Raw genomic sequence first — 18,779 nt, forward strand, 5'->3', positions numbered from 1 at the left:
TGAATCCACCCTTTCATTGGTTTGACGGTAACTCATGGCCTTTCCCGCACGTCTACAGCAACTGCTCAACGAGGGCAGGGGCAAGATCGCCTCTGCCGTGAAGTTCGAGTTCGGCACCGGTATCTACGGATTTTTTTCTGGTAAGGGCAGCGTCGACTATGGCGGCCTGACCTATCACGGCAACACCATCATCGACATTGATGAGCCGATGTATGCGCTCGGCACTGCGGCCCAGCCAGTCACCATGCGCCTGCCCGCTGCCGCCGATTTCGGCCTGACGCCGGATAAGCTCGGATTGATCGAGCAAGAAGATTATAAAAATCGACCTGTCACGTTCTACGACTTTTATTTCGACCCAGACAACAACGCTTTCCTTCATGCCGAGCCGACCTGGTACGGCTATGTCGATTACATCGACCACCGCGAAGAAAGCGATGAGGTCTGGTTAGAAGGCCACATTGAAACGGGCGCGGTCGACAACTTCCGCGAGGGCTACCGCTACGCCTCGCATGAGGACCAGCAGCTTGTGTCGCCCGGTGACATGCTTTTCGAATACGCCGCTAGGATCAAGAATGAGTTCTTCAAAATCAAATTCGGCTAGGGTTCCCGGCTGGGATCGGGCGTTGGAAGACCTTGCGACGGCTCATGTATCGATCGCGCCGGAATGGGGCGTTTCGGACTGCCTCATGACTGCCGCCGATGCCATCAAGGCCGTAACCGGCGAAGACCCGCTTGCGGAGTTTCGTGGCAAGTACAAGACCGAAGCCGGGGCAGCCCGGAAGATGCGCGCCAATGGCTGTGAGAACGTCAAGGACGTATTCGAAACCTATCTCCAGCTTGAGCCGGTCAATCGGCTCTCTGCCCGCCGTGGCGATGTGGGCGTTATCCGCATCAATGACGAATACGTGGCCGGGTACATTTGCGGCTCCGGCTTCGCCGTGAAACAGCCGCATGGGCTCGCGTTCTTGTCCGTGACCGACATCGAGCAGGCCTACAAGGTCGGCCTGTAACCACTTCGACAATTTGCGCTTTTGAAGGTCTGCCAGCGGCGGGCCTTTTTTGTTGCGCCCGATAGAGGCTGTCGCATGCCATTTTTAGCGCCTATCTTCACCGCGATTGGCGGTCTTGTGTCGAGCGTGGCGGCATGGGCTGCTGCAAGCCCGATCCTCGCCGGTATCGCGCAGACCGCCTTTGGCATTGCACTCAAATATGCGGTCAATGCGCTTTTTCCTCCGAAGACCCAGAGCCGCGCATCGGAACTTGAAACCCAGTACGGCGCCAATATCCCGCGCTCGGTCATTCTCGGTACCTGCGCGACTGAAGGCCATCACATTTACCGCAACAGCTACGGGTCGGGTGGGCGTCTGATACAGGACGTGTTCGTTCTGTCGAGCTTCCGCATCACGGCTGTTCCGCGTGTTCGATACAATGGCCAATGGCGCATCTTGAGCCAGCAGGACGCCAACGGCTACTGGCTTGTGCCGAATGAAGGAACAAGCGGCGACGATCACGATAATGTCCGCGTCAAGTTTTTCTACGGCACGATGGATCAGCAGGCAGAGCCGACGCTGATCAACAATGCGCGCCCGGCTGGCCGGTGGACTGCAAACCATCGTGGTGCAGGCGTTGCCTATGCCGTCGCGTTTTCCGAGCTTCGCAAGAACGGCGACGGCCTGACTTCACCGGCAAAGCTGTTGTTCGAAGTCGTCGGTGCGCCGCTTTACGACTGGCGCAAAGACAGCACGATGGGCGGATCAGGCGCGCATCGCTGGGACGATCAGAGCACGTGGGAATATTCCGATAATCCGGTCGTACAGATCTACAATCTGGAGCGCGGTTTTTTCAACGGCTCGCAGCGCATGGTCGGCAAGGCCGTTCGTGCCAGCCGGTTGCCATTGGCGGAGTATACCCAGGCGGCGAACATCTGCGACGAAGTCATGTCGGACGGTTCGAAGCGTTATCGTGCTCACGCGATTGCTAAGGACGGCCCCGGCGCAAATCACGACGCGAACCTGACGCCGATCCTTGAAGCCATGTGCGGCTCGTGGGTGGAGCGTGTTGACGGCGAATTTCCGATTGCTGGCGCTCCGCAGGCCATCGTTGCAACCATCACCGACGACGATATCAAGCGCGGTGCACCGTTGCGGTTCAGTGCCAAGCGCAAGCGTACCGAACTCATCAATACCGTTGCGGCCTCTTATGTCTCGCCGGATGACTTCTACGAAACCAAGGACGCGGCAACCCGTATCGATGAAGGGGCGCTGGCTGAAGATCGGGAAACGCTAGCCAGTGCCATTCCTTACGCTGCCGTAACCGATGTGCGGCAGGTAGACAGGCTGGCCGATATCGCCATTCGTGGCGCTCGTTATCAGGCATCGGCTGAAATCGTCGTTCACCCGAAATTCCTCGATACGATCAAGGAAGGCCGGTGGGTTCGCTGGAACAGTGCCAAGTATGGAGACCGCACATATCAGGTTCTGACGCGGCAGCTTGGCGGGATCAATACCGACGGCGCTCGTGATATTTCGATTGCGCTGCAACAGATCAGCAACGGCGTTTTTGACCCGACGGCTTACGAAACTGATCCGCCTGTCATTATCGTGGTTCCACCACCGCAGTATCTGGCCGAGGTGCAGAACTTCGATGTTATCCCGACAATCGTTAAGGCAGACGGCGCCGGAGAGTTGCCGGGTGCGCGGCTGCTCTGGGATACGATTGATGATATCTCGGTCGTCGGTGTTGATATCGAATACTGGCCCGCAAACGATCCAAGCCAGGTGTTCAAACGGTTCGTCACCTGGGATGTTGTGAATGTTCTTCTGGTCGAAGGCCTGACTTCGCTCACAGATTGGTTTGTGCGCACGCGCTTGCGTGTTGATAATGGACGGTCTGTGGCTTGGTCGGCGGCAAAACCGTTCCGCACCCTGAACGCGCAGGGCGACCAGAACCCTATCGATTATGAGGGACTGGCCGATGACCTGAAGGGTTATCTCGGCTGGATCGGGCCGCAGGTTCGCGAATTGATCCGGCAGGCTGAAGAACTTGCTACCCTGACGGCGGATAATCACAACAGCAACTATTCGGACATCCAGCGTTTGACCCGCCAGCTATCGAGCACCTTTGGCAATGCGCAGGCGATGTGGCAGGAGGATATCATCGTTGCCACGGGTCCGAATAGTGCCATTGGCCAGCAGCTGACCCGGATCAATGCCCAGCTCTGGGACAATACCGGGGCAAGCATTATTCAGTTGCTGCAAGTCCGCGTTGATGGCGTCGAGGATGATGTGGCGGCGCAAGCCAACCTTATCACTCAGCTATCGTCCAATATCGGTGAAGTGTCTGCGAACGCGACATTCCGTATGGGGACTTATGTGGCACCGAGCGGCTGGAACTCCCGCATTGGCATGGAAGTCCGCGGTGGAACAACCGACAGCTACAAGAGCGCAGGCCTCTTCCTTGATGTGACCAGCACCCAGGCGCGTATTGCCCTGATAGCGGAACAGATCGTGTTCTCGAACGGCACCGAGTTCTTCAAGCCATTCGTCATCCAGAACAACGTTATGTACGGCGAAGGCTTCGTCATGGATTGGGCGAAGATCGTCAATGTCCAGATCGGCACTGCCCAAATCGGGGATGCTACAATCACTTCCGCGAAGATTGGCAACTTGCAGGTGAAAACCAGCAATCTGGACTTTGGGTCTGTGACACAAGTCTTCAATGCTTCTGGATCATCACCCAACCCCGGCAATCAGAACACCCCGGCCTGTAGTCTTCTGACGATCAATCCGCAGGGGAATACCTGTCTGATCACTTTCGGCTGGTCGATCACGTGGACAAGCTCGTCAAACTCGTCTGTCACCATCAGTCTGATCAATGTCACAACTGGGGTAACGGTGGCCTCGGCGCAATCGCCTTCGTCCAATGGCGCGACATTCTCAGACTACATCACCATGATCGACACGAGCGCGGTCAGCGGGAACAATAATTACGAACTCCGCTATGCGGGCACCGGTATTCCCATCGTAAGCGCGTTCTCCGGGACTATCCGGGCGCTCGTCTGGAAGCGCTGACCTTCTACAAACTCCAACCGAAAGAAACCGCGTTCACTGCGCGGGGAGATAACTCATGGCTGTTTTGCCCGATTATGTGACCGGGACGATAACGCTCGCCAATGGCTCAACGACCGTCACCGGCACCGGGACAATGTTCGCGACAGCGGCTTTCCGCGCCGGCGATACGCTGCAAATCCAGAACCTGACGGCAATCATCGCCAGCGTCGATAGCAATACTTCGCTGACCCTGACCGAACCATGGACTGGCACGAGCCTGACAAACGCGCCATATCGGGCTCGTTATTTGCCGGATGGTGCACGTGTTACCGCCCAGACGACGATGCTCATTGAACTGCTCGGCAATGGCGTCCTGTCGAATATTGCAGAACTGGGCGTCGAGGAAGGCAAGGTGCCTGTAGGCGGGCCAACTGGCGAATACGAGTTGGCCGATTTGGTTCAAGACCCGAACGGCAGTCTCGACAAGCTGGCGGCGCTGACGTTGGCGGCGCGCCAGATATTGCAGACGGATGCAGATGGAGCACTTAAAGCGGTCGCGCTTGCGGCTAACAAGTTCCTGCGAACGGACGCGAACGCGGATATCCAGTTATCCGACACCACTGCCGCAGCGACTGCACTTATGAACTTGTCTGGCACGGCCTCAGCAAACCAGATGCCATATTTTAATGCTGACGATAGTGCGGCGCTCACGCCATTGACGTCCGCTGCACGAACGCTTCTCGATGATCAGACAGTACCCGCGATGCGTGGAACAATCAGCGCAGGTAAACCAGTTTTCAAAGCCCATCTGGCTGCCAATCAGCTGGTTTATAACGGCACGACCAATCTCAGCTTCACGGCATCTCCTCTGAACGTTGGCAATTGCTGGAGTGGCGGAACGTTCACGGCTCCCGAAGCCGGAATGTATTTCTTTTCCATGGGTACGACGATGGGGGACGGATACGGAGGGCAGTTTATCGTCCAGATATTCGTCAATGGCAGCGTCTATTCTGAAATGGTTTATCCCATGAACCCGCAGAGTGTGCAGCAGTATTATCGCGCCGGTACCCTTTCCGCAGCACTCCAGCTTGCCGCAGGTGGAACCGTCCAGTTCAAGCTCGTTCTGGACGCTGTACAAGGCAATCCGATGATGCAGGCCTTCAGAAACTTCGCCACGGGCTTTTTGATCTAAGGAGCATTCATGCAGTACAAATTCATCAAGTTCGGCCCGGAAGGTTTCCCGCTCTTCTATTATGACGAGGTGACTTATCCGCCGACCGAAGACGGAAACCGGAACTCTGATATTCCATTGGATGCGGTTCCTGTTACCGACGAACAATGGGCAGATGCACGGCGTATTGCGTTGTGGCAAACACCGGATGGCACGCTTACAACTCCGCCGCCACCGGAGGCCATTGAAAGTCCGTCGGTTGTGGTCATACCCGCCGTCACGCTCTGGGAGCGCATGACTGATGCCGAGGCGGAACAGGTCAACGCGGCGATGGCAACTCAGCCGTTCCGCACCCGGCAAATCTTTCTGACCGCAAGCACCTTCCGCTCCGATCATGAGCTTTGGCCTCTGCTCGTTCAGATGGCGACGGATTTATTCGGAGAAGAAAGGGCGGCTGAGCTTCTCTCACTTGCCTAACCGATACCGAAAACCTGACGATCCGCCCTGCATGCGGTGCGGTTTTTTCAACGTCGGTTTCCGTTCCCGTCATAATAAAAGAAGACTGTTATAACGATGGCAGCAGCTAGCGCCATGAAAGCCCAGAATATCCATTCGATGTGACCGTAAATGAATGAGCCCATTGGTACCTCCTTAAGGGCTAACCCAAGAGGAGCGAGAATGTTCATTCAAATGGAAAGCCCCGGCAAGGTTTCATTAACCGGGGCAGGCGCCTTGGGAAATCTAGCTGAAAGCAACGATAAGCGCCCAGTCGACATTTAGAAGTTAGATTGTAAACAATCCGTATGTAGCCGAAAGAAAACCCCGGTGCCGTGTCGCGATCACCGGGGTCCGCGCATGATTGAAGCGGGGGCTTCAGCAGCGCTAATCGATCATCTCACAAAATAAGGAAACCACCAATGGACAAAACCGTGCCTACTGGCGCGGCGCTTAAAGCGTCCAGCCGTAAGCCGCGAGCGCAGCCCCGCCGACTAAGCCGATGACTGACCAACCAATCATGCTGATGCCCATGAAGCTATGATACGTTTCGGCGGAAATCTTTCTGAAAACTGCAACCAGAAAAAGGTTTGCAGCAGCGCCGACGATTAGACCGATACCGTTGGCGACGTAAGCGGCTGGATGAAGCGCCATGCTCTGCATGAAATAGGGCCGCAGCAGGAAAGTCGCTCCCAGCATCCCTGCGATTAGTACAAAAACCGATACCATTCCGAAGCCGGACCATCTTACTAGCATTTGCTGAACTACCTTTGTCTTGGGGAAGGGGTCAGGCGGTAATGCCCCTTGCTCGTTCGTCAGGCAACCCATCGACGTAAGAGTCCTCAAGAAAAAACCCCGGACTAGCCGGGGCTGTTTGTCAGCGAACTTGCAATACCTCGCCTGAATACCGGTCGATGACTACCCGCATTTCATCATCGTAACGATCCACTCCGCGGACGATGTAGACATTGCGTCTACGTGAGACGCTGTCGATTTCGTCCATACCTTCTCTCTGAGCGATGCGCGCTGCACGACGTTCGCTGATACCCTCGCGATACCGCGGGCGATCACTTTCGGGTTCTAATAAGCGGATGCCATTTGGGCCGATTTCTATGCTTTGTGCATGTACAGGAAGAGAGGAGGCCAATACGGTTATCAGTGCTGACAAAGCTGCAGATTTGTACATTGTCTATCCAACATTCAGTGGTTCATATCGCCCGCCAATTACCGGTGGGTTTGTACAGCGCCTCGTCGCCGGTGAACACTGGCTTGTGGCTCAATTACGCTAACAAAGCGCATGATCCCGTGATGTCTTCAAGGCAGTCGACCAGACCCGCATTCCTGGTGGCGCTCGATATACTTCCGGTTCAGCAAATCGACGGCCTCCTTGGCATCACTCTCGCTGAGACCGGACTGTTTGTGGCCATCGATAGAGACAATCTCGCCGTTGAATACGTCATAGACGCACCACGTCATGTTGCTTTCCCGGCGCATGTCGAAACCATTTCTAATCATAGCCATTCCTCCGATGATCAGATTAACGGCATCGGAATAACGAACGGGAAGCGCTTCCGTTCGATCAATTGGCATTACGCCTCAGAACGAACCGTGCTCGCATAGCACTGATTGAGCTGCCAACTCCATTACAGGACATCCCCATGAACAAAACAACGTTCTTCGCGTATGCGAGGCGCGCGCCTTTTGGCGGGCGCTTGAGCCAGGCGCAGGTCGACGGCACGTCGGCCATTTTGGCCGAAGCTGAGCGCCGAGGCCTGCCTGACGAGCAGACGGCTTACGTGCTCGCGACGGCATTCCATGAGACCGGCGGAAAGATGCAGCCGATCGAGGAAAACCTCAATTACACAACTGTTGCGCAGATCCGTAAGACGTGGCCGTCGCGGTTCTCAACTGTGCAGAGCGCCCAGCCTTATGTGCGAAACCCGCAGGGACTCGCCAATAAGGTCTATGGCGGTCGCATGGGCAATACCGGCGCTAACGACGGCTGGCGGTTCCGTGGTCGCGCCTTGGCCCAGATCACCGGCAAAGACAACTATAAGAAGTACGGCCTTGGCGATAACCCCGACGCCGCGCTGGAGATGGCCACGGCTATTCGCATCCTGTTCGACGGGATGATCAACGGCAAGTTCACTGGCAAGAGGCTGGCTGACTATTTCGGCGCCGGCAAGGAAGACCCTGTAGGCGCCCGCGCTATCGTCAACGGCAGCGATAAGGCCAGCCTCATTGCCGGTTACTACCGCAACTTCCTCGATAGCCTCATTGCTGCCCGCGAAATGAAGCCGGCCGTTGCCGAAGACGGCAAGCCTGACGATGTGCCTCTGCTCGAAAGCCCTGCTGTGAAGGTGATGCTGACCGGTGGTGCGGGCACGATGGCGACCAGCCTCATCGGCGCTGTGGCTAACCCGTGGGCATTCGCGACGGTCGCGCTTTTGCTGATCGCTGCAGGCGCGGGCTTCTGGCTTTGGAAGAGCGGCAGGCTCGAACTGAAGAGGGTGGCGGTGTGAGCAAGATAACGGTAGTGGTCGAATACGACACCTGCGCTGATACCGCGCAGGTCCAGTACGGCGCCAAGACACGCGAATGGCGCGACGCCAAGCTGACATTCGCTCAGGGAATTACCGAGACACGCGATGGCTATCTGATCCGCCGCGAACGCGACGGCAGTGCGTCCATCATGCTGACGGGAGTGCCAACATGACCTGGCTCCTAACACTCCGCTCCAAGATCACAGGCTGGGCCGTGGCAATCGCTGCGGCCCTTGCGATTCTGGCGGGCGCTTACCTCAAGGGCAGGGCGGACAACTCGTCTGCCGCTACCGCCGACCGACTGAAGGCTGCCAACAAAGCAAGGAAAATTGAAGATGAAACCAGCAAGCTTGGCGGCGGTAATGTTGACGCTGCTCTGTCTCGGTGGATGCGTGACAGCCGGTAGCTACTGCGACGTCGCGCGGCCTGTCCGCCCGAGTGTTGAAGACAGCCTGACCGACGGCACGAAACGTCAGATCCTCGCAGAGAACACCAAATTGGAAAAGCTGTGCGGGGTGCGGCCGTGAGCGCTCGGTATGCCTACGCAAAGGTATGGCTGGCCTACGTGTGGCTGGGTGTGGCAGCAAGGGGGATTATTGGATGACCGGCGCTGAAATCATGGCCGTTGTCGGCTTTATCGTGATGCTGATGGGCTTTCTGTTTGGGCTTTGGAAATACGTCGAAAACCAGATAGCGAAAGCTGAGACGCGCAACGCGGCAAAGGCCGAAGCTGCGACCGCTCTTGCCAGTCTGACGCGGCAGGAGCTTTCCGACTACAAGCTGCGCGCGGCAGAGACATTCGCCACCAAGGCGGGCATGCAGGAACAGACGTCCCAGATCATGCGGGCCATCGAAAGCGTGGCACACCGTATCGACGGGCTTACCGAGCGGATTGATAATCTGATGCAGCCAAAATCGGCGAGAAGTAGAAATTAATTCCTAAGAAGTGGGAACAAAAGATACCGCATGCGCATTATACGTTCGCAAATGCCAAATATGAATGGAGAATAAAATATGCGTCGTATTTTGTTAGCTGCTGTTGCAACTGCTGCACTTGTTTCTTTTGCAAATGCGCAGAGCGCTACCGCAACGCAAGAAGAGGTATTTGTTACTGCAAAGCCTACCGACGTTATTACTAGTAATATTCTTAACCTTGATGTTACGAATTCTAACGATGAGAGCATCGGCAAGATCCAGGATGTAGTGATGGGCGACGGTGACGTCGAAGGCTATATCGTATCGGTTGGCGGCTTTTTGGGCGTCGGCGAAAAGTATGTAGTCGTTGATCCGGATGCCATCGAGATTGTCTATTCTGAGAATGATAAGAAATGGTCGGCGAAAATGAACGCCACCAAGGAACAGCTCGAAAAGGCCACCGAGTTTAAGTACGAAGGCCGATGGGCCAAGTAACCAGTTTTTGAGAGAGCGGCTTTCGGGCCGCTCTTTTTGTTTTTGGGAAGTTCGAGGCGCGAGCAGCTAACAGCTGCTTTTCAGGTTCAAGCGCTCTCCGGATCATGTGAATGCAGACGGCTTAAAGAGAGCTATCAGCCCCGCTGGGCCGTGGTTCCTATTTATGCAAGCGTGTAGAACCAGATAACTGGCGCCACGATGAGGAATGCGAGAACACTCCAGAAAGCGCGCCAGCCCACGCTCTTCGTTCCCACGAATGCCGTTATGGCTATAGCCGCCGCTATCATCACGGTAATCGGCCAGTAGATTGACATATAGACGAGGGCGGCAACCCACCAAGGAAATGAAATCATTCGCGCTTGTAGCTGGTGGGCAGGGCGTCGGCAATATCTCGCGGTGCCGAGGCGGGGGATTGTGTGATCAGCCAAAAAGTAGTTTGAATTCATAAGCGAGGCGAGCGCATCCTAACCCAAATAAGATTAGTGATCCGATGCAGATTGCTAAGCCTCCGTACATGTAACGATCAGCGATCAGAGTTTCTTTGTCTTTAACGAGCGATAGGCTCGACCGCTCACTTCTGTCCACATGCCGCGTGGAAAGGAAAGCGAGGGGATAAGTCAACCCGGCGAAAAAAGCGCCAGTCGCCCAGAGAGCCAAGGGCCAGAACACCACTGGCCCAAAACCCGCAGCTACAAGCGATCCGAGTTGGCTAATAAACGCAACGGCGCCACCTCCATTTAACAGAACGGACGTATTTACAGCCGCACGGGCATAATCTTGCGATATCTGACGGTAATCAGCCATGTCTCGTCTATGCTGGCTGCACCTGCGTATACTTCAGCGCAGCATTTTTGATGCGGTCAGCATACTCATAGATTTGATCGAGGCTTTCTATGATGATGCGGTCTTCGGCATCTCCATCGAATATACCTATATACTTCGTCGAACGATTGAAGTGCAGGCGTACGAGCGGCTTGCGATTGTTGTCATCCAGTAGCACGGCACAGTACGATTTTGCGTCCCGCATAAAAACGCGTTTTGCCGCGACTACTTCACGACAGATGGCCTTTACAACCATGAAGCCTTCAATTTCGTCCTCTGTCGTAACGATCTCCGGATCGTCCGAGGGCTGTTCGATTTGCTCCATGACTTCTTCGGTGCCCGCGAGCGCGTTGGATAGACGGCTCTTAACGGCGTCCATGATGACGTCACGAAAAGCCGACTTCGTTACTGCTGTGAGCATTTCTTTTACGGGAGCGGTAAGACGGCCATCATAAACATCCGCGGCGACAATACGAACGAAGTCTTCGGTGGGTTCTTCGATCAGGCTGTTGATGGCTTTTTTAATTCCGGACGCGTATTTCAATCGTTCAGCAGTCGCCAGAATACTATCGACGTTAAAGCTGGCCTTCTCAAATTTTTTGAGTTCGACAGCAATTGCTGGGTTAAAGTCAGCAATATCAAAAACAAAGAACGGTCGTGTGTCGAGTTTGTTTGGCGCGTCCAGATCGGTGTAGAAATTAAAAGTCCGACCATTCGTCAAAATTGCAAATTTTGCATTTGTAACACTGAAGTAGCGATATAGCTGGTCTAGATGCTTTTTCTCCAATGTAAAGGTAATCGGCTTGCATTCGATCAAAATCCGAATCTCATCATCGATTTTGATTGCATAGTCGACTTTCTCACCTTTCTTACCAACAGCGTCAGCAGTGAACTCGGGTATGACTTCGTTGGGATCAAAAACATCGTATCCCAATGCGCGGAGGAATGGCAGGACGACTGCAGTTTTGACAGCCTCTTCCGTTGCCATGGTGCTTGAGTGCGTCTTCACGCGATCAGCGATGATCTTAAGACTTTCTTCGAAAGTACTCATGTCCCGTCCCCCAAAGCGGTAAATCCAAGTTAACCAGAAGCTGTCAGAGGCGGGTCGAATCGTCAACTACCAATAGTTGTCCAAGCAGTTCTAAAATGCCGCAGTCTGCCATTAACACCACATTTATCGAGACATTCCATCCTTCCTTTTGCGCCGCTCACCACGGCGACCAAACCAAACACGAGGAGACTGTATGTCCCATGACAGACAGGGCGCGGGTGCGCCCATAGTTGTTGATGTCGCGCTGGCGATGAAGCAACTGGAAGAAAACCCTGACTTGGCTGCCAAGATGAACGAATTGGCGTTTGGCCCGTTCGCCGCGGGGCAGCTTGCCGCTCGCGACGAGCTCATTGAGGGGCTGGTTGAAGCTCTTCACCGTTTATCGACAGAATGCCGCCTTGCAGGATTGGAAGGGCAAGCGGGTTTTGATTGTTGGCTGGCCTACGCCGATAAGACACTCGCAAAAGCGCGAGGTGAGGCATGAGTAGAACATTCGCGGTTGCCGACCTTCACGGGCGGTACGACCTATTGCTAGACGCAATCGAACGTATCGAGCAAAGCAGTCACTCCGGCGGCACTGTCGTATTTACAGGCGATTATGTCGATCGCGGGCCGCAGAGTGCGCAAATCATTGAGCGCCTGATGAAAGGTCCGGATGACCCGGCACGCTGGCGCTGGATTTGTTTGCAGGGCAACCATGAAGAAATCATGTTGACCTGCCTCTTTGCCACTGGTCTCGCTGCGCAATGGTGGATGCCAAACGGCGGCGGAGCAACACTGATGTCCTACGGCGCTAAGGAAGGTGGTTCCATTTCGGACGCCCTCACTCTTGTTCCGAAAGAACACATCGATTGGCTGAAATCGCTGCCGCTAATTCACGTCGATGAACACCGGGTGTTTGTTCATGCTGGCGTGGATGAAACAATTTCTCTGCATGAGCAAACGCCAAAGACAATGCAGTGGATGCTTTATCCAGATGGCTACGAGGGCGGGCACGGCAGCCGCCATGTCGTTCATGGCCACCATCAGTTCGAGGACGGCCCGCTCCTTTTCTCAGGCCGTACCGATTTGGATACGTTCGCTTGGTACACGGGCCGATTGGTTGTCGGAGTTTTCGACGACAACAAGCCGGGCGGACCTGTTTCGACATTAGAGATCAAAGGCCCGACGATTCATGAATTGCGAGGAAGTTGATGAAGCTTTCACACGAAGAACTCCTGCGGCGTGCCGAGGCTTACCGCGAGCACGGTACGCTGGTTAAGGCTGCCGCTGCGCTTGGCATCAAGAAGTCGGCGTTCCACGAAAGCATAAAGCGGGCCGCTGAGATTGGGCTGTTGGGTCCGTCACCGACATTGCCCGGCTATGCGATCAAAAGCCTGACCGAGACGCCGAACGGCACTTACATGCGCCAGACGAAAGAGGCTGGCCCGGCTTACGAGCCAACGGCTGGCCTTGCCGTCAAAGGCAAGACGACGCTCGTTAATGCCGAAGGTCGGGTGATTACGCAGCACATTATGGAGCGGGCTGACGCGCAGCAACAACGGGCAGTGCTGGATGCCATGGTGTCGGCGCTATCCGAAAGCCTGCCTCGTGTCAGCATTATGCCCGCTCCGCGAGGCACCAATGCCGACCTTCTCAATTTCTTCTGCTTGACGGACGCTCATTTCGGGATGCTGGCATGGCGCGAAGAAACCGGCGCTGATTACGATATCGAGATTGCAGAGCAGCTTGTTACGGACTGGTTCGCTGCCGCGATTGATCTTGCGCCTGACGCGCATACTGCCGTTTTGGCGCAACTCGGTGACCTTGCTCATTACGACAGCATGGAAACGGTTACGCCCGCCAGCAAGCACGTACTGGATTCAGATTCACGCCTGCAGAAGATCATTCGCGTCATCATCCGCACCGTGCGGCGTGTGATCGACATGCTCTTGCAGAAGCATCAGCATGTGCACATCATTATGGCCCAGGGCAACCACGACCCGGCTTCTTCGGCATGGCTGCGAGAAATGCTTGCAGCGATGTACGAGAACGAGCCCCGCATCACCGTCGATAACTCGCCCAGCCTTTATTACGCGTACGAGTGGGGCAGAACAGCGATCTTCGCGCATCACGGCCACAAGCGAGGCGTCAATAATGTCGATGCGACGCTGGCTGGCATGTTTCGAGAAATGTACGGCCGGAGCAAATATGCCTATGCGCACATCGGCCATTTGCATTCCGACGAAGGGCGCAAGTCCGGACTGATGTATGTCGAGCGCCACGAAACGCTGGCGGCTCCAGACGCATATGCTGCTGGCGGGGGCTGGCTTTCAGGCAGATCGGCGAAGGTTATCACCTACTCGAAGCTACACGGTGAAGTTTCCCGGCTGACGCTACGGCCCGAAATGGTCAAGGGCGCGGCGCGTATGCCGGTGGCCGCAAATGATAACGTAGCGAGAGAGAGGAGGGTGGCATGATTAAATGGCTGCGCGATGTGCTTGGCATCAATGCATACGAAATTGCGTGGGACTTCAAATCCAACGGAGTACATCTTCAGGGCCGCCACGATTTTCGGCATCTCGGCGGCATGACGAAGAATGTGGCTATCGAAACGGTTAGTAGCATGAACCGCCTTTACGGGGAAGGCTCCCATTGGATCGAGCTAATCCGTCGCTAACCAACCACCGCTCCGCCCACGGAGCGGCGCTTTCACCACAAACACGAGGAGAAACCATGCTTGAAGAAGCAGAAGACCGCGCTGCGCGAGCGGCGGTTGAAGGACGACAGATGGGGGCCGGTGGGGCAGTTATAAGTTGCCTGCCAAAACCTTATAACGACAATGTGTCAGTTGCCCAGCAACAGGCACGCAAGCCGCTCGTCATCATTGAAAGCCCTTACAGCGGCGACGTGGAGCGCAACACCAAATACGCCCGCGCGTGCCTTTTGGACAGCTTGCGGCGAGGCGAAGCACCGATTGCGAGCCACTTGCTGCATACGCAGGTGCTGGACGATTTGCGGCCTGATGAACGAGAACTCGGCATTGAGGCTGGACTCGCGTGGTATCGGGTGGCGGAGAAATGCGTGGTCTATGAGAATTTCGGGATGAGCCGAGGCATGGCGGAAGGAACGGCGCGAGCGCGTAGCCATGGCGTGCCGATTGAATTTCGGCGGTTAGGGGCTTGGAGGGCGGCGGCATGACCAACTTCCACGTAGGCCAGAAGGTCGTCTGCATCGATAGCTCCGTCGGGTTCGAGCAGTTCCTGGAGATCAAGGAAGGCGAGATTTACGAGATCGCCTGGATTGGCCCGTTCGAACACTACACGCAGGGCAGTTTCATCGGCGTTCGGCTGAAAGGCGTCGATCGAGGAGTTTGCCCTCAGTTCGGTTATGACAACCCGCCGTTTGCGGCGCGTCGGTTTCGCCCGCTTGTTCGCGATAAGCTTTCGTCAGTTCGCGGACTGCTTGCAGGCGGGCCGGTGACTGAGAAGTTCGAAGAGCCGAAGCGGAATGTGAGGGAGGAAGTCTAATGGTTCCAGACGCACGAATTGACCGTGAAATTGCTCGTGGCGAACTGGATACCAGAAAGCAGCCCATGCCAAAGCCGGTTCACTTAACAGACCTGGGGCTTCGCGCATCCGCATCTCCCGTCACTTCCGACGGCGGCAGCACAAGCTACTACGAGCTACCTCCTCACGCGACCGAGCTAAACGACCTGATCGAACACAAAGGCATGTCCTTCGCGCTCGGCAACATCTTTAAGGCTTGCTATCGGTTTGGGGAAAAGGATGCGGCTAGTCGAGTGTATGACCTGAACAAAATCATTTATTTCGCCGAACGCCTCAAAACTTTGGAAACGAGAAGAAAAGCGTAGCCAGTAGCGTGCACTCTATGGGTGCTTATCTATGAAAAGAACGTTTTCGCGATGAGCAATCTTCTGAGGGGCGGCCTCTGTTTGTGCACGTCTTCAATATCGCGCCGCGCGGCTTGTCGGGGAAAAGCGGTTTGATCACGCGCCACTAGAAGTCGGTCAGGTCGTATCGGCTCATGGATGGCTTGATTCAGCTTACGTTACTCTTGGAAAGGTACGGCCCATCAACCGGCAGTCGCTAAGGAAGGCCGCATTTCCCCACGATTCTTGACGCCAAAGTTGCCACGGTCCATATAAATGGTGTCGAAAATGGCAGGTCGGTATCTGGTGAGCCCCGACCACTGTTCTTCGGAACGGTTCTTCCAGCCCTTAGCGGGGCCGCGGACCTCGACGGAAGCGAGCGTAACAGCCCGCCCGTCGATGCTGCGTCTTTTCACCTAGATGCATCGTCGGATCGGCTGAGCGCCTCTGTCAACTAAGTGCTGCGGCACGGAGACGAGGAACGTCCCATGTTCACCGACTACATTAAATTTCTTCCCCTGCTCTCGATGTGCGGATGGATCGCGATGTTCGCATCCAAGCATAAAAGCCTGTTCTTAGGCGACTGCATGGGCCTTCTTTACCACTTGGCGCTGGTGCCGGTGGTGGCTCTGCTCCCCGGTACTGTCGAAATCAAATTTGCCGGATACCTCTGGTTATTCAGTGACGCGATGGTCGATATGGCCTCGATCAACGGTGCCGGACACCAGAACGTTTGGACGGCACGGATGTGTGTGCATCTGATGGCATCGATTTGGATAGCGGGTGCTTCCTTCGGTATGACAGGCGCGGCTTGTTTCATCGGCGTTCTTCTGGGCGTGGGTCTTTTCCTGCACGCCCTACTCGGACCGCGTATCGAGCACACAAAGCAGGTTCTGTTCGTATTCGTTTTCCCTGGGATGATCGCTTGGCTCTTGTCGGTTGCCGATTGGCTGGGAGCCTTTTCGTTGACTGTTCCTGTCGGTCGCTGAACTACCTTCGCTTGCCTTACGGGGCATGACAACGTGCGAGCCTATCAAGCAAGCTGAATCTTAGGACGATGCCAAGTTACACCGTCGTTCCCGTTGATGGTTTCACGACTTGGTTCGCGCTATCGTTCAGAGCGTCTCGGATAGCCTGAACGATCTCAGTGCCACTGGAAGGGCCGGATTGTCAGTCCGGCCGCCTTGGCGGCTCTCACGAAGGATTTTCTGGCGGTGTTGGGCAGCCCTTCAAGGTCGGCCAGGCAAGCCTGCAAGGCTTCCTCGTATTCCTTTCCGCGTCCGCCTTCAGGCCAATCGTTCAACAGACATCGCGCTGCTGTCGGCGTGTCCGGTACCACGCGGTATTTTCCGATACCGTAAAGCTGAACGTCTACTAGTTTTCCCCAAGGCATATTCCCCTCCCCAAGAACTTGCCCTGCCGAGGGGCGAGGAACGGCAGGGCTGCGTCAGCGACGTTGTGGTGCAGGATGTGCTGGCGCTGCGGCAGTTATTTAGTCTGCCTCGCGTGAAACTCTAACTTCGATCTTTTGTTCCCGCCTAGGCGAATGGATCGTATTCAACGGATTGCGCAGGAGCCATCCGCTTTGGGCCGTTGCTGTTGGCAGCTGGACATTGTTCGATTTCGTGGCGTCTCTCGAACCGTTGGTGAGCCAACCTTGCTGATAGCTCACTAAGATAAGCGTGATCTCTGAGCCCACTATGGTAAAGCATGATAGTGCACGATGCCAGGTCGGCAGCGGAGTAATCTTGGTCGCTTTCTTCAAGTATGGTTGAAGCGTGACTGAAGCAGCTTCGCATGAAATTCACTTCAATAGGATTATATATGCGGCTCGCTTCGCTAAAAAACGGCATTTTGGTCTCCCTTTAGCTTGCGCTAGTAGAAACCCCCACAACTATTGGTTAACCTTGGGCGCTATTAGCCGTTAATACAAATCACAAAAGCCCCCAGTCGCTCAAAAAAAAGAACCCCGCCTATTCATTGAAGGCGGGGTAGCGTCAGTTAACATGCAGGCTCTTGATGACGCGACTTTATTCTAGGAGACCTTTTAAAACCGGGCAGCGTCCTGGTTGTTCCCAATTATTCGTTTCGATCCTTGCCGGCGTGTCCGACGAACAGTCCGCGTGACACCTCTTGGATAGCTTTCGCGGCTTCGATGGCTGTCCAGCCGGAGTTTTCAGCTTCCTCGATCAGTTCAACGACGCGGAACGCGATTGCTGTCTGACAGTCAATATTACGGTCAGGATATTTGCCGTCGCTTTTCGGACCGGAGATTTTCTTTGAACTCGCCATAAGCACCCTTCCTCATTTTTTGACGAAGGTAGGGCGGGGATTGCGAACTTGTAGTGGCGCCTAGAACAAACTCGGCTGCGCTTCCTCGTTGTCATTACTCGGCGTCAGGTCGATAAGATCAGCGTCGGCCAGAGGCTTTTGCATTTCCTTGGCTTCGTTCCAGGGAGCCCGCAGCCATGTGTCGATTTCCTCTGTGGTGCGGAGAATAACTGGCATTGCCTTTGGGTGGATCGGCTTCACCACGGCATTCGGGTCAGTGGTCAGGAACGCGAAGATATCGACTTCAACCGGTCCTTCCTTCTTCTTCCGCACGCCTTTCCAGCTTGTCCAGATGCCAGCGAACGCAAAGAGCGGCTTCTCTTCATTGAGAGCGAACCAGTGAAGCGGCTTTCGTTTGGTCTTCGGGTCTGGTTCTTGCCCGTATTCTGAGAAAGACGTGGCCGGGACAACGCAGCGGCTTTCGACGCTCTGCCAGCGCCGCCAGTGAGGCGATGTGAGATTGCGGATGTTCGTTACCCCGCTGTCCGCTTCGCCCTTCACATACATCGGAGGCGTGGGCATGCCCCAGCGAAGCATTGCTAACTCTGGCGCATCGCCCTTGATGTTCCGCAAAACTGGCGCTGGATAGTCGGGAAAGATATCCATCTGCGGATTGATGCGGTTCGTCATATCTCCAAACTTGGGGAACAGGCGGCGCATGGCCTCATGTGTCGTTGTGATGTTGTATAGATTGCACATGCGCTCCTCCTCGTAGCAGAGAATAGCGCCGTTATTTCCGGCGTCCAGCCAGCGCATCCTCGCCTTCCTGCTTGTGGGCGCGACAGAACCATAGCTGGCCATTCGACAATTTATAACCAAAGGTTCCCCACTCCTTACAGCCTTTGGCATCACACCAGTGCACAAACAGGCTTCCGGCTTTCGCAACCTGGGCGTTGTCGTTCTTGTATTCGGCCATTCTCACCTCGGCATCTTCGTAATTCCAAACTGCGCATCGCCCTTTGCTGTGCATGCCTTGCATCTCAGGCGTCCATGTAGGTCGATGAAGAAGGTATGTGTTCCAAACTTTCGAAGAAGG

27 protein-coding genes are annotated in these 18,779 nt (G+C 55.3%); 18 read left to right on the forward strand and 9 right to left on the reverse strand.

Features of this window, described 5'->3' with window-relative positions:
• Nucleotides 1-34: 34 nt before the first annotated feature.
• The 5 genes from ACS5UA_RS07500 to ACS5UA_RS07520 all read left to right on the forward strand — a co-directional run bounded on the left by ACS5UA_RS07500 (nt 35) and on the right by ACS5UA_RS07520 (nt 5,697).
• The gene (locus ACS5UA_RS07500) at nt 35-601 is read left to right on the forward strand and encodes a hypothetical protein (protein ID WP_350303254.1); all 567 of its coding nucleotides are present in this window, start codon (nt 35-37) and stop codon (nt 599-601) included.
• Nucleotides 573-1,010, forward strand: coding sequence for a DUF6950 family protein (locus ACS5UA_RS07505; RefSeq protein ID WP_350303255.1), 438 nt, complete (start codon nt 573-575; stop codon nt 1,008-1,010). The genes ACS5UA_RS07500 and ACS5UA_RS07505 overlap by 29 nt, the downstream gene beginning before the upstream one ends.
• A gap of 75 nt (nt 1,011-1,085) precedes the next feature.
• The gene (locus ACS5UA_RS07510) at nt 1,086-4,070 is read left to right on the forward strand and encodes a hypothetical protein (protein ID WP_350303256.1); all 2,985 of its coding nucleotides are present in this window, start codon (nt 1,086-1,088) and stop codon (nt 4,068-4,070) included.
• A 55-nt stretch (nt 4,071-4,125) separates the two neighbouring features.
• Nucleotides 4,126-5,241, forward strand: coding sequence for a hypothetical protein (locus ACS5UA_RS07515; RefSeq protein WP_350303257.1), 1,116 nt, complete (start codon nt 4,126-4,128; stop codon nt 5,239-5,241).
• A 9-nt stretch (nt 5,242-5,250) separates the two neighbouring features.
• Nucleotides 5,251-5,697, forward strand: coding sequence for a hypothetical protein (locus ACS5UA_RS07520; protein WP_244634782.1), 447 nt, complete (start codon nt 5,251-5,253; stop codon nt 5,695-5,697).
• A gap of 471 nt (nt 5,698-6,168) precedes the next feature.
• Here the strand turns inward: ACS5UA_RS07520 and ACS5UA_RS07525 are convergent, their stop codons facing one another.
• From ACS5UA_RS07525 to ACS5UA_RS07535, 3 genes are all read right to left on the reverse strand, one after another.
• Complete coding sequence (locus tag ACS5UA_RS07525) at nt 6,169-6,444, reverse strand: hypothetical protein (RefSeq protein ID WP_025089950.1); 276 nt, start codon at nt 6,442-6,444, stop codon at nt 6,169-6,171.
• A gap of 148 nt (nt 6,445-6,592) precedes the next feature.
• Nucleotides 6,593-6,901, reverse strand: a complete 309-nt coding sequence (locus tag ACS5UA_RS07530) for a PepSY domain-containing protein (protein WP_266019067.1) — start codon at nt 6,899-6,901, stop codon at nt 6,593-6,595.
• Nucleotides 6,902-7,029: 128 nt separating this feature from the next.
• Nucleotides 7,030-7,230: a hypothetical protein gene (locus tag ACS5UA_RS07535; protein ID WP_063882922.1), complete on the reverse strand. Its 201-nt coding sequence runs from the start codon at nt 7,228-7,230 to the stop codon at nt 7,030-7,032.
• 143 nt (nt 7,231-7,373) lie between these two features.
• Here ACS5UA_RS07535 and ACS5UA_RS07540 point away from each other — a divergent pair, with 143 nt between their 5' ends.
• From ACS5UA_RS07540 to ACS5UA_RS07560, 5 genes are all read left to right on the forward strand, one after another.
• Nucleotides 7,374-8,237 carry a chitinase gene (locus tag ACS5UA_RS07540; protein WP_350303259.1) on the forward strand — a complete coding sequence of 288 codons (864 nt, stop codon included), beginning with the start codon at nt 7,374-7,376 and terminating at the stop codon, nt 8,235-8,237.
• Complete coding sequence (locus tag ACS5UA_RS07545) at nt 8,234-8,431, forward strand: hypothetical protein (protein ID WP_350303260.1); 198 nt, start codon at nt 8,234-8,236, stop codon at nt 8,429-8,431. The genes ACS5UA_RS07540 and ACS5UA_RS07545 overlap by 4 nt, the downstream gene beginning before the upstream one ends.
• Nucleotides 8,428-8,664 (forward strand): hypothetical protein, encoded by a 237-nt coding sequence (locus tag ACS5UA_RS07550; protein WP_350303261.1) that lies wholly within the window; start codon nt 8,428-8,430, stop codon nt 8,662-8,664. Before ACS5UA_RS07545 ends, ACS5UA_RS07550 begins: the two co-directional genes overlap by 4 nt.
• A gap of 194 nt (nt 8,665-8,858) precedes the next feature.
• Complete coding sequence (locus ACS5UA_RS07555; protein ID WP_350303262.1) at nt 8,859-9,194, forward strand: hypothetical protein; 336 nt, start codon at nt 8,859-8,861, stop codon at nt 9,192-9,194.
• A gap of 78 nt (nt 9,195-9,272) precedes the next feature.
• On the forward strand, nt 9,273-9,668 hold the full coding sequence (locus ACS5UA_RS07560; protein ID WP_025089957.1) for a PRC-barrel domain-containing protein: 396 nt from the start codon (nt 9,273-9,275) through the stop codon (nt 9,666-9,668).
• Between the two features lie 161 nt (nt 9,669-9,829).
• Here the strand turns inward: ACS5UA_RS07560 and ACS5UA_RS07565 are convergent, their stop codons facing one another.
• Both ACS5UA_RS07565 and ACS5UA_RS07570 read right to left on the reverse strand, forming a co-directional pair.
• Nucleotides 9,830-10,021, reverse strand: coding sequence for a hypothetical protein (locus ACS5UA_RS07565; RefSeq protein WP_162997429.1), 192 nt, complete (start codon nt 10,019-10,021; stop codon nt 9,830-9,832).
• A 458-nt stretch (nt 10,022-10,479) separates the two neighbouring features.
• The gene (locus tag ACS5UA_RS07570; RefSeq protein WP_122003688.1) at nt 10,480-11,541 is read right to left on the reverse strand and encodes a type I restriction endonuclease; all 1,062 of its coding nucleotides are present in this window, start codon (nt 11,539-11,541) and stop codon (nt 10,480-10,482) included.
• Nucleotides 11,542-11,734: 193 nt separating this feature from the next.
• Here ACS5UA_RS07570 and ACS5UA_RS07575 point away from each other — a divergent pair, with 193 nt between their 5' ends.
• The 8 genes from ACS5UA_RS07575 to ACS5UA_RS07610 all read left to right on the forward strand — a co-directional run bounded on the left by ACS5UA_RS07575 (nt 11,735) and on the right by ACS5UA_RS07610 (nt 16,401).
• A complete protein-coding gene (locus ACS5UA_RS07575) occupies nt 11,735-12,025 on the forward strand; it encodes a hypothetical protein (RefSeq protein ID WP_350303263.1) in 291 nt (96 codons plus the stop codon).
• Entirely contained in the window at nt 12,022-12,735 is a 714-nt protein-coding gene (locus tag ACS5UA_RS07580; RefSeq protein WP_313709208.1) for a metallophosphoesterase, read from the forward strand. Before ACS5UA_RS07575 ends, ACS5UA_RS07580 begins: the two co-directional genes overlap by 4 nt.
• Nucleotides 12,735-14,000: an oxidoreductase gene (locus ACS5UA_RS07585; protein WP_350303264.1), complete on the forward strand. Its 1,266-nt coding sequence runs from the start codon at nt 12,735-12,737 to the stop codon at nt 13,998-14,000. The genes ACS5UA_RS07580 and ACS5UA_RS07585 overlap by 1 nt, the downstream gene beginning before the upstream one ends.
• Nucleotides 13,997-14,200, forward strand: a complete 204-nt coding sequence (locus ACS5UA_RS07590) for a hypothetical protein (RefSeq protein ID WP_443101246.1) — start codon at nt 13,997-13,999, stop codon at nt 14,198-14,200. The genes ACS5UA_RS07585 and ACS5UA_RS07590 overlap by 4 nt, the downstream gene beginning before the upstream one ends.
• A gap of 56 nt (nt 14,201-14,256) precedes the next feature.
• On the forward strand, nt 14,257-14,721 hold the full coding sequence (locus ACS5UA_RS07595) for a DUF7768 domain-containing protein (protein ID WP_350303265.1): 465 nt from the start codon (nt 14,257-14,259) through the stop codon (nt 14,719-14,721).
• A complete protein-coding gene (locus ACS5UA_RS07600) occupies nt 14,718-15,050 on the forward strand; it encodes a hypothetical protein (protein WP_006471963.1) in 333 nt (110 codons plus the stop codon). The genes ACS5UA_RS07595 and ACS5UA_RS07600 overlap by 4 nt, the downstream gene beginning before the upstream one ends.
• Entirely contained in the window at nt 15,050-15,394 is a 345-nt protein-coding gene (locus ACS5UA_RS07605; RefSeq protein WP_006469195.1) for a hypothetical protein, read from the forward strand. The genes ACS5UA_RS07600 and ACS5UA_RS07605 overlap by 1 nt, the downstream gene beginning before the upstream one ends.
• A 506-nt stretch (nt 15,395-15,900) precedes the next feature.
• A complete protein-coding gene (locus tag ACS5UA_RS07610) occupies nt 15,901-16,401 on the forward strand; it encodes a hypothetical protein (protein WP_006471964.1) in 501 nt (166 codons plus the stop codon).
• 155 nt (nt 16,402-16,556) lie between these two features.
• On the opposite strand, the gene ACS5UA_RS07615 is transcribed toward ACS5UA_RS07610, so the two are convergent.
• From ACS5UA_RS07615 to ACS5UA_RS07630, 4 genes are all read right to left on the reverse strand, one after another.
• Complete coding sequence (locus ACS5UA_RS07615) at nt 16,557-16,805, reverse strand: DUF982 domain-containing protein (RefSeq protein WP_350303266.1); 249 nt, start codon at nt 16,803-16,805, stop codon at nt 16,557-16,559.
• Between the two features lie 686 nt (nt 16,806-17,491).
• Nucleotides 17,492-17,704 carry a hypothetical protein gene (locus ACS5UA_RS07620; protein ID WP_006471965.1) on the reverse strand — a complete coding sequence of 71 codons (213 nt, stop codon included), beginning with the start codon at nt 17,702-17,704 and terminating at the stop codon, nt 17,492-17,494.
• A 60-nt stretch (nt 17,705-17,764) separates the two neighbouring features.
• A complete protein-coding gene (locus tag ACS5UA_RS07625) occupies nt 17,765-18,442 on the reverse strand; it encodes an SOS response-associated peptidase (protein ID WP_350303271.1) in 678 nt (225 codons plus the stop codon).
• Nucleotides 18,443-18,473: 31 nt separating this feature from the next.
• The gene (locus tag ACS5UA_RS07630) at nt 18,474-18,659 is read right to left on the reverse strand and encodes a hypothetical protein (RefSeq protein WP_025089967.1); all 186 of its coding nucleotides are present in this window, start codon (nt 18,657-18,659) and stop codon (nt 18,474-18,476) included.
• Nucleotides 18,660-18,779 lie beyond the last annotated feature (120 nt).

The organism is Brucella sp. RRSP16 (assembly GCF_052246815.1).
Lineage (GTDB): Bacteria > Pseudomonadota > Alphaproteobacteria > Rhizobiales > Rhizobiaceae > Brucella > Brucella intermedia.

Coding starts and splice junctions, on each gene's coding strand:
- ACS5UA_RS07575 (WP_350303263.1), top strand. CDS start 11,735: ATGTCCCATGACAGACAGGGCGCGGGTGCGCCCATAGTTGTTGATGTC.
- ACS5UA_RS07510 (WP_350303256.1), top strand. CDS start 1,086: ATGCCATTTTTAGCGCCTATCTTCACCGCGATTGGCGGTCTTGTGTCG.
- ACS5UA_RS07625 (WP_350303271.1), bottom strand. CDS start 18,442: ATGTGCAATCTATACAACATCACAACGACACATGAGGCCATGCGCCGC.
- ACS5UA_RS07570 (WP_122003688.1), bottom strand. CDS start 11,541: ATGAGTACTTTCGAAGAAAGTCTTAAGATCATCGCTGATCGCGTGAAG.
- ACS5UA_RS07620 (WP_006471965.1), bottom strand. CDS start 17,704: ATGGCGAGTTCAAAGAAAATCTCCGGTCCGAAAAGCGACGGCAAATAT.
- ACS5UA_RS07505 (WP_350303255.1), top strand. CDS start 573: ATGAGTTCTTCAAAATCAAATTCGGCTAGGGTTCCCGGCTGGGATCGG.
- ACS5UA_RS07605 (WP_006469195.1), top strand. CDS start 15,050: ATGGTTCCAGACGCACGAATTGACCGTGAAATTGCTCGTGGCGAACTG.
- ACS5UA_RS07525 (WP_025089950.1), bottom strand. CDS start 6,444: ATGGTATCGGTTTTTGTACTAATCGCAGGGATGCTGGGAGCGACTTTC.
- ACS5UA_RS07560 (WP_025089957.1), top strand. CDS start 9,273: ATGCGTCGTATTTTGTTAGCTGCTGTTGCAACTGCTGCACTTGTTTCT.
- ACS5UA_RS07555 (WP_350303262.1), top strand. CDS start 8,859: ATGACCGGCGCTGAAATCATGGCCGTTGTCGGCTTTATCGTGATGCTG.
- ACS5UA_RS07500 (WP_350303254.1), top strand. CDS start 35: ATGGCCTTTCCCGCACGTCTACAGCAACTGCTCAACGAGGGCAGGGGC.
- ACS5UA_RS07580 (WP_313709208.1), top strand. CDS start 12,022: ATGAGTAGAACATTCGCGGTTGCCGACCTTCACGGGCGGTACGACCTA.
- ACS5UA_RS07515 (WP_350303257.1), top strand. CDS start 4,126: ATGGCTGTTTTGCCCGATTATGTGACCGGGACGATAACGCTCGCCAAT.
- ACS5UA_RS07520 (WP_244634782.1), top strand. CDS start 5,251: ATGCAGTACAAATTCATCAAGTTCGGCCCGGAAGGTTTCCCGCTCTTC.
- ACS5UA_RS07630 (WP_025089967.1), bottom strand. CDS start 18,659: ATGGCCGAATACAAGAACGACAACGCCCAGGTTGCGAAAGCCGGAAGC.
- ACS5UA_RS07585 (WP_350303264.1), top strand. CDS start 12,735: ATGAAGCTTTCACACGAAGAACTCCTGCGGCGTGCCGAGGCTTACCGC.
- ACS5UA_RS07530 (WP_266019067.1), bottom strand. CDS start 6,901: ATGTACAAATCTGCAGCTTTGTCAGCACTGATAACCGTATTGGCCTCC.
- ACS5UA_RS07535 (WP_063882922.1), bottom strand. CDS start 7,230: ATGATTAGAAATGGTTTCGACATGCGCCGGGAAAGCAACATGACGTGG.
- ACS5UA_RS07540 (WP_350303259.1), top strand. CDS start 7,374: ATGAACAAAACAACGTTCTTCGCGTATGCGAGGCGCGCGCCTTTTGGC.
- ACS5UA_RS07600 (WP_006471963.1), top strand. CDS start 14,718: ATGACCAACTTCCACGTAGGCCAGAAGGTCGTCTGCATCGATAGCTCC.
- ACS5UA_RS07595 (WP_350303265.1), top strand. CDS start 14,257: ATGCTTGAAGAAGCAGAAGACCGCGCTGCGCGAGCGGCGGTTGAAGGA.
- ACS5UA_RS07615 (WP_350303266.1), bottom strand. CDS start 16,805: ATGCCTTGGGGAAAACTAGTAGACGTTCAGCTTTACGGTATCGGAAAA.
- ACS5UA_RS07610 (WP_006471964.1), top strand. CDS start 15,901: ATGTTCACCGACTACATTAAATTTCTTCCCCTGCTCTCGATGTGCGGA.
- ACS5UA_RS07565 (WP_162997429.1), bottom strand. CDS start 10,021: ATGATTTCATTTCCTTGGTGGGTTGCCGCCCTCGTCTATATGTCAATC.
- ACS5UA_RS07550 (WP_350303261.1), top strand. CDS start 8,428: ATGACCTGGCTCCTAACACTCCGCTCCAAGATCACAGGCTGGGCCGTG.
- ACS5UA_RS07590 (WP_443101246.1), top strand. CDS start 13,997: ATGATTAAATGGCTGCGCGATGTGCTTGGCATCAATGCATACGAAATT.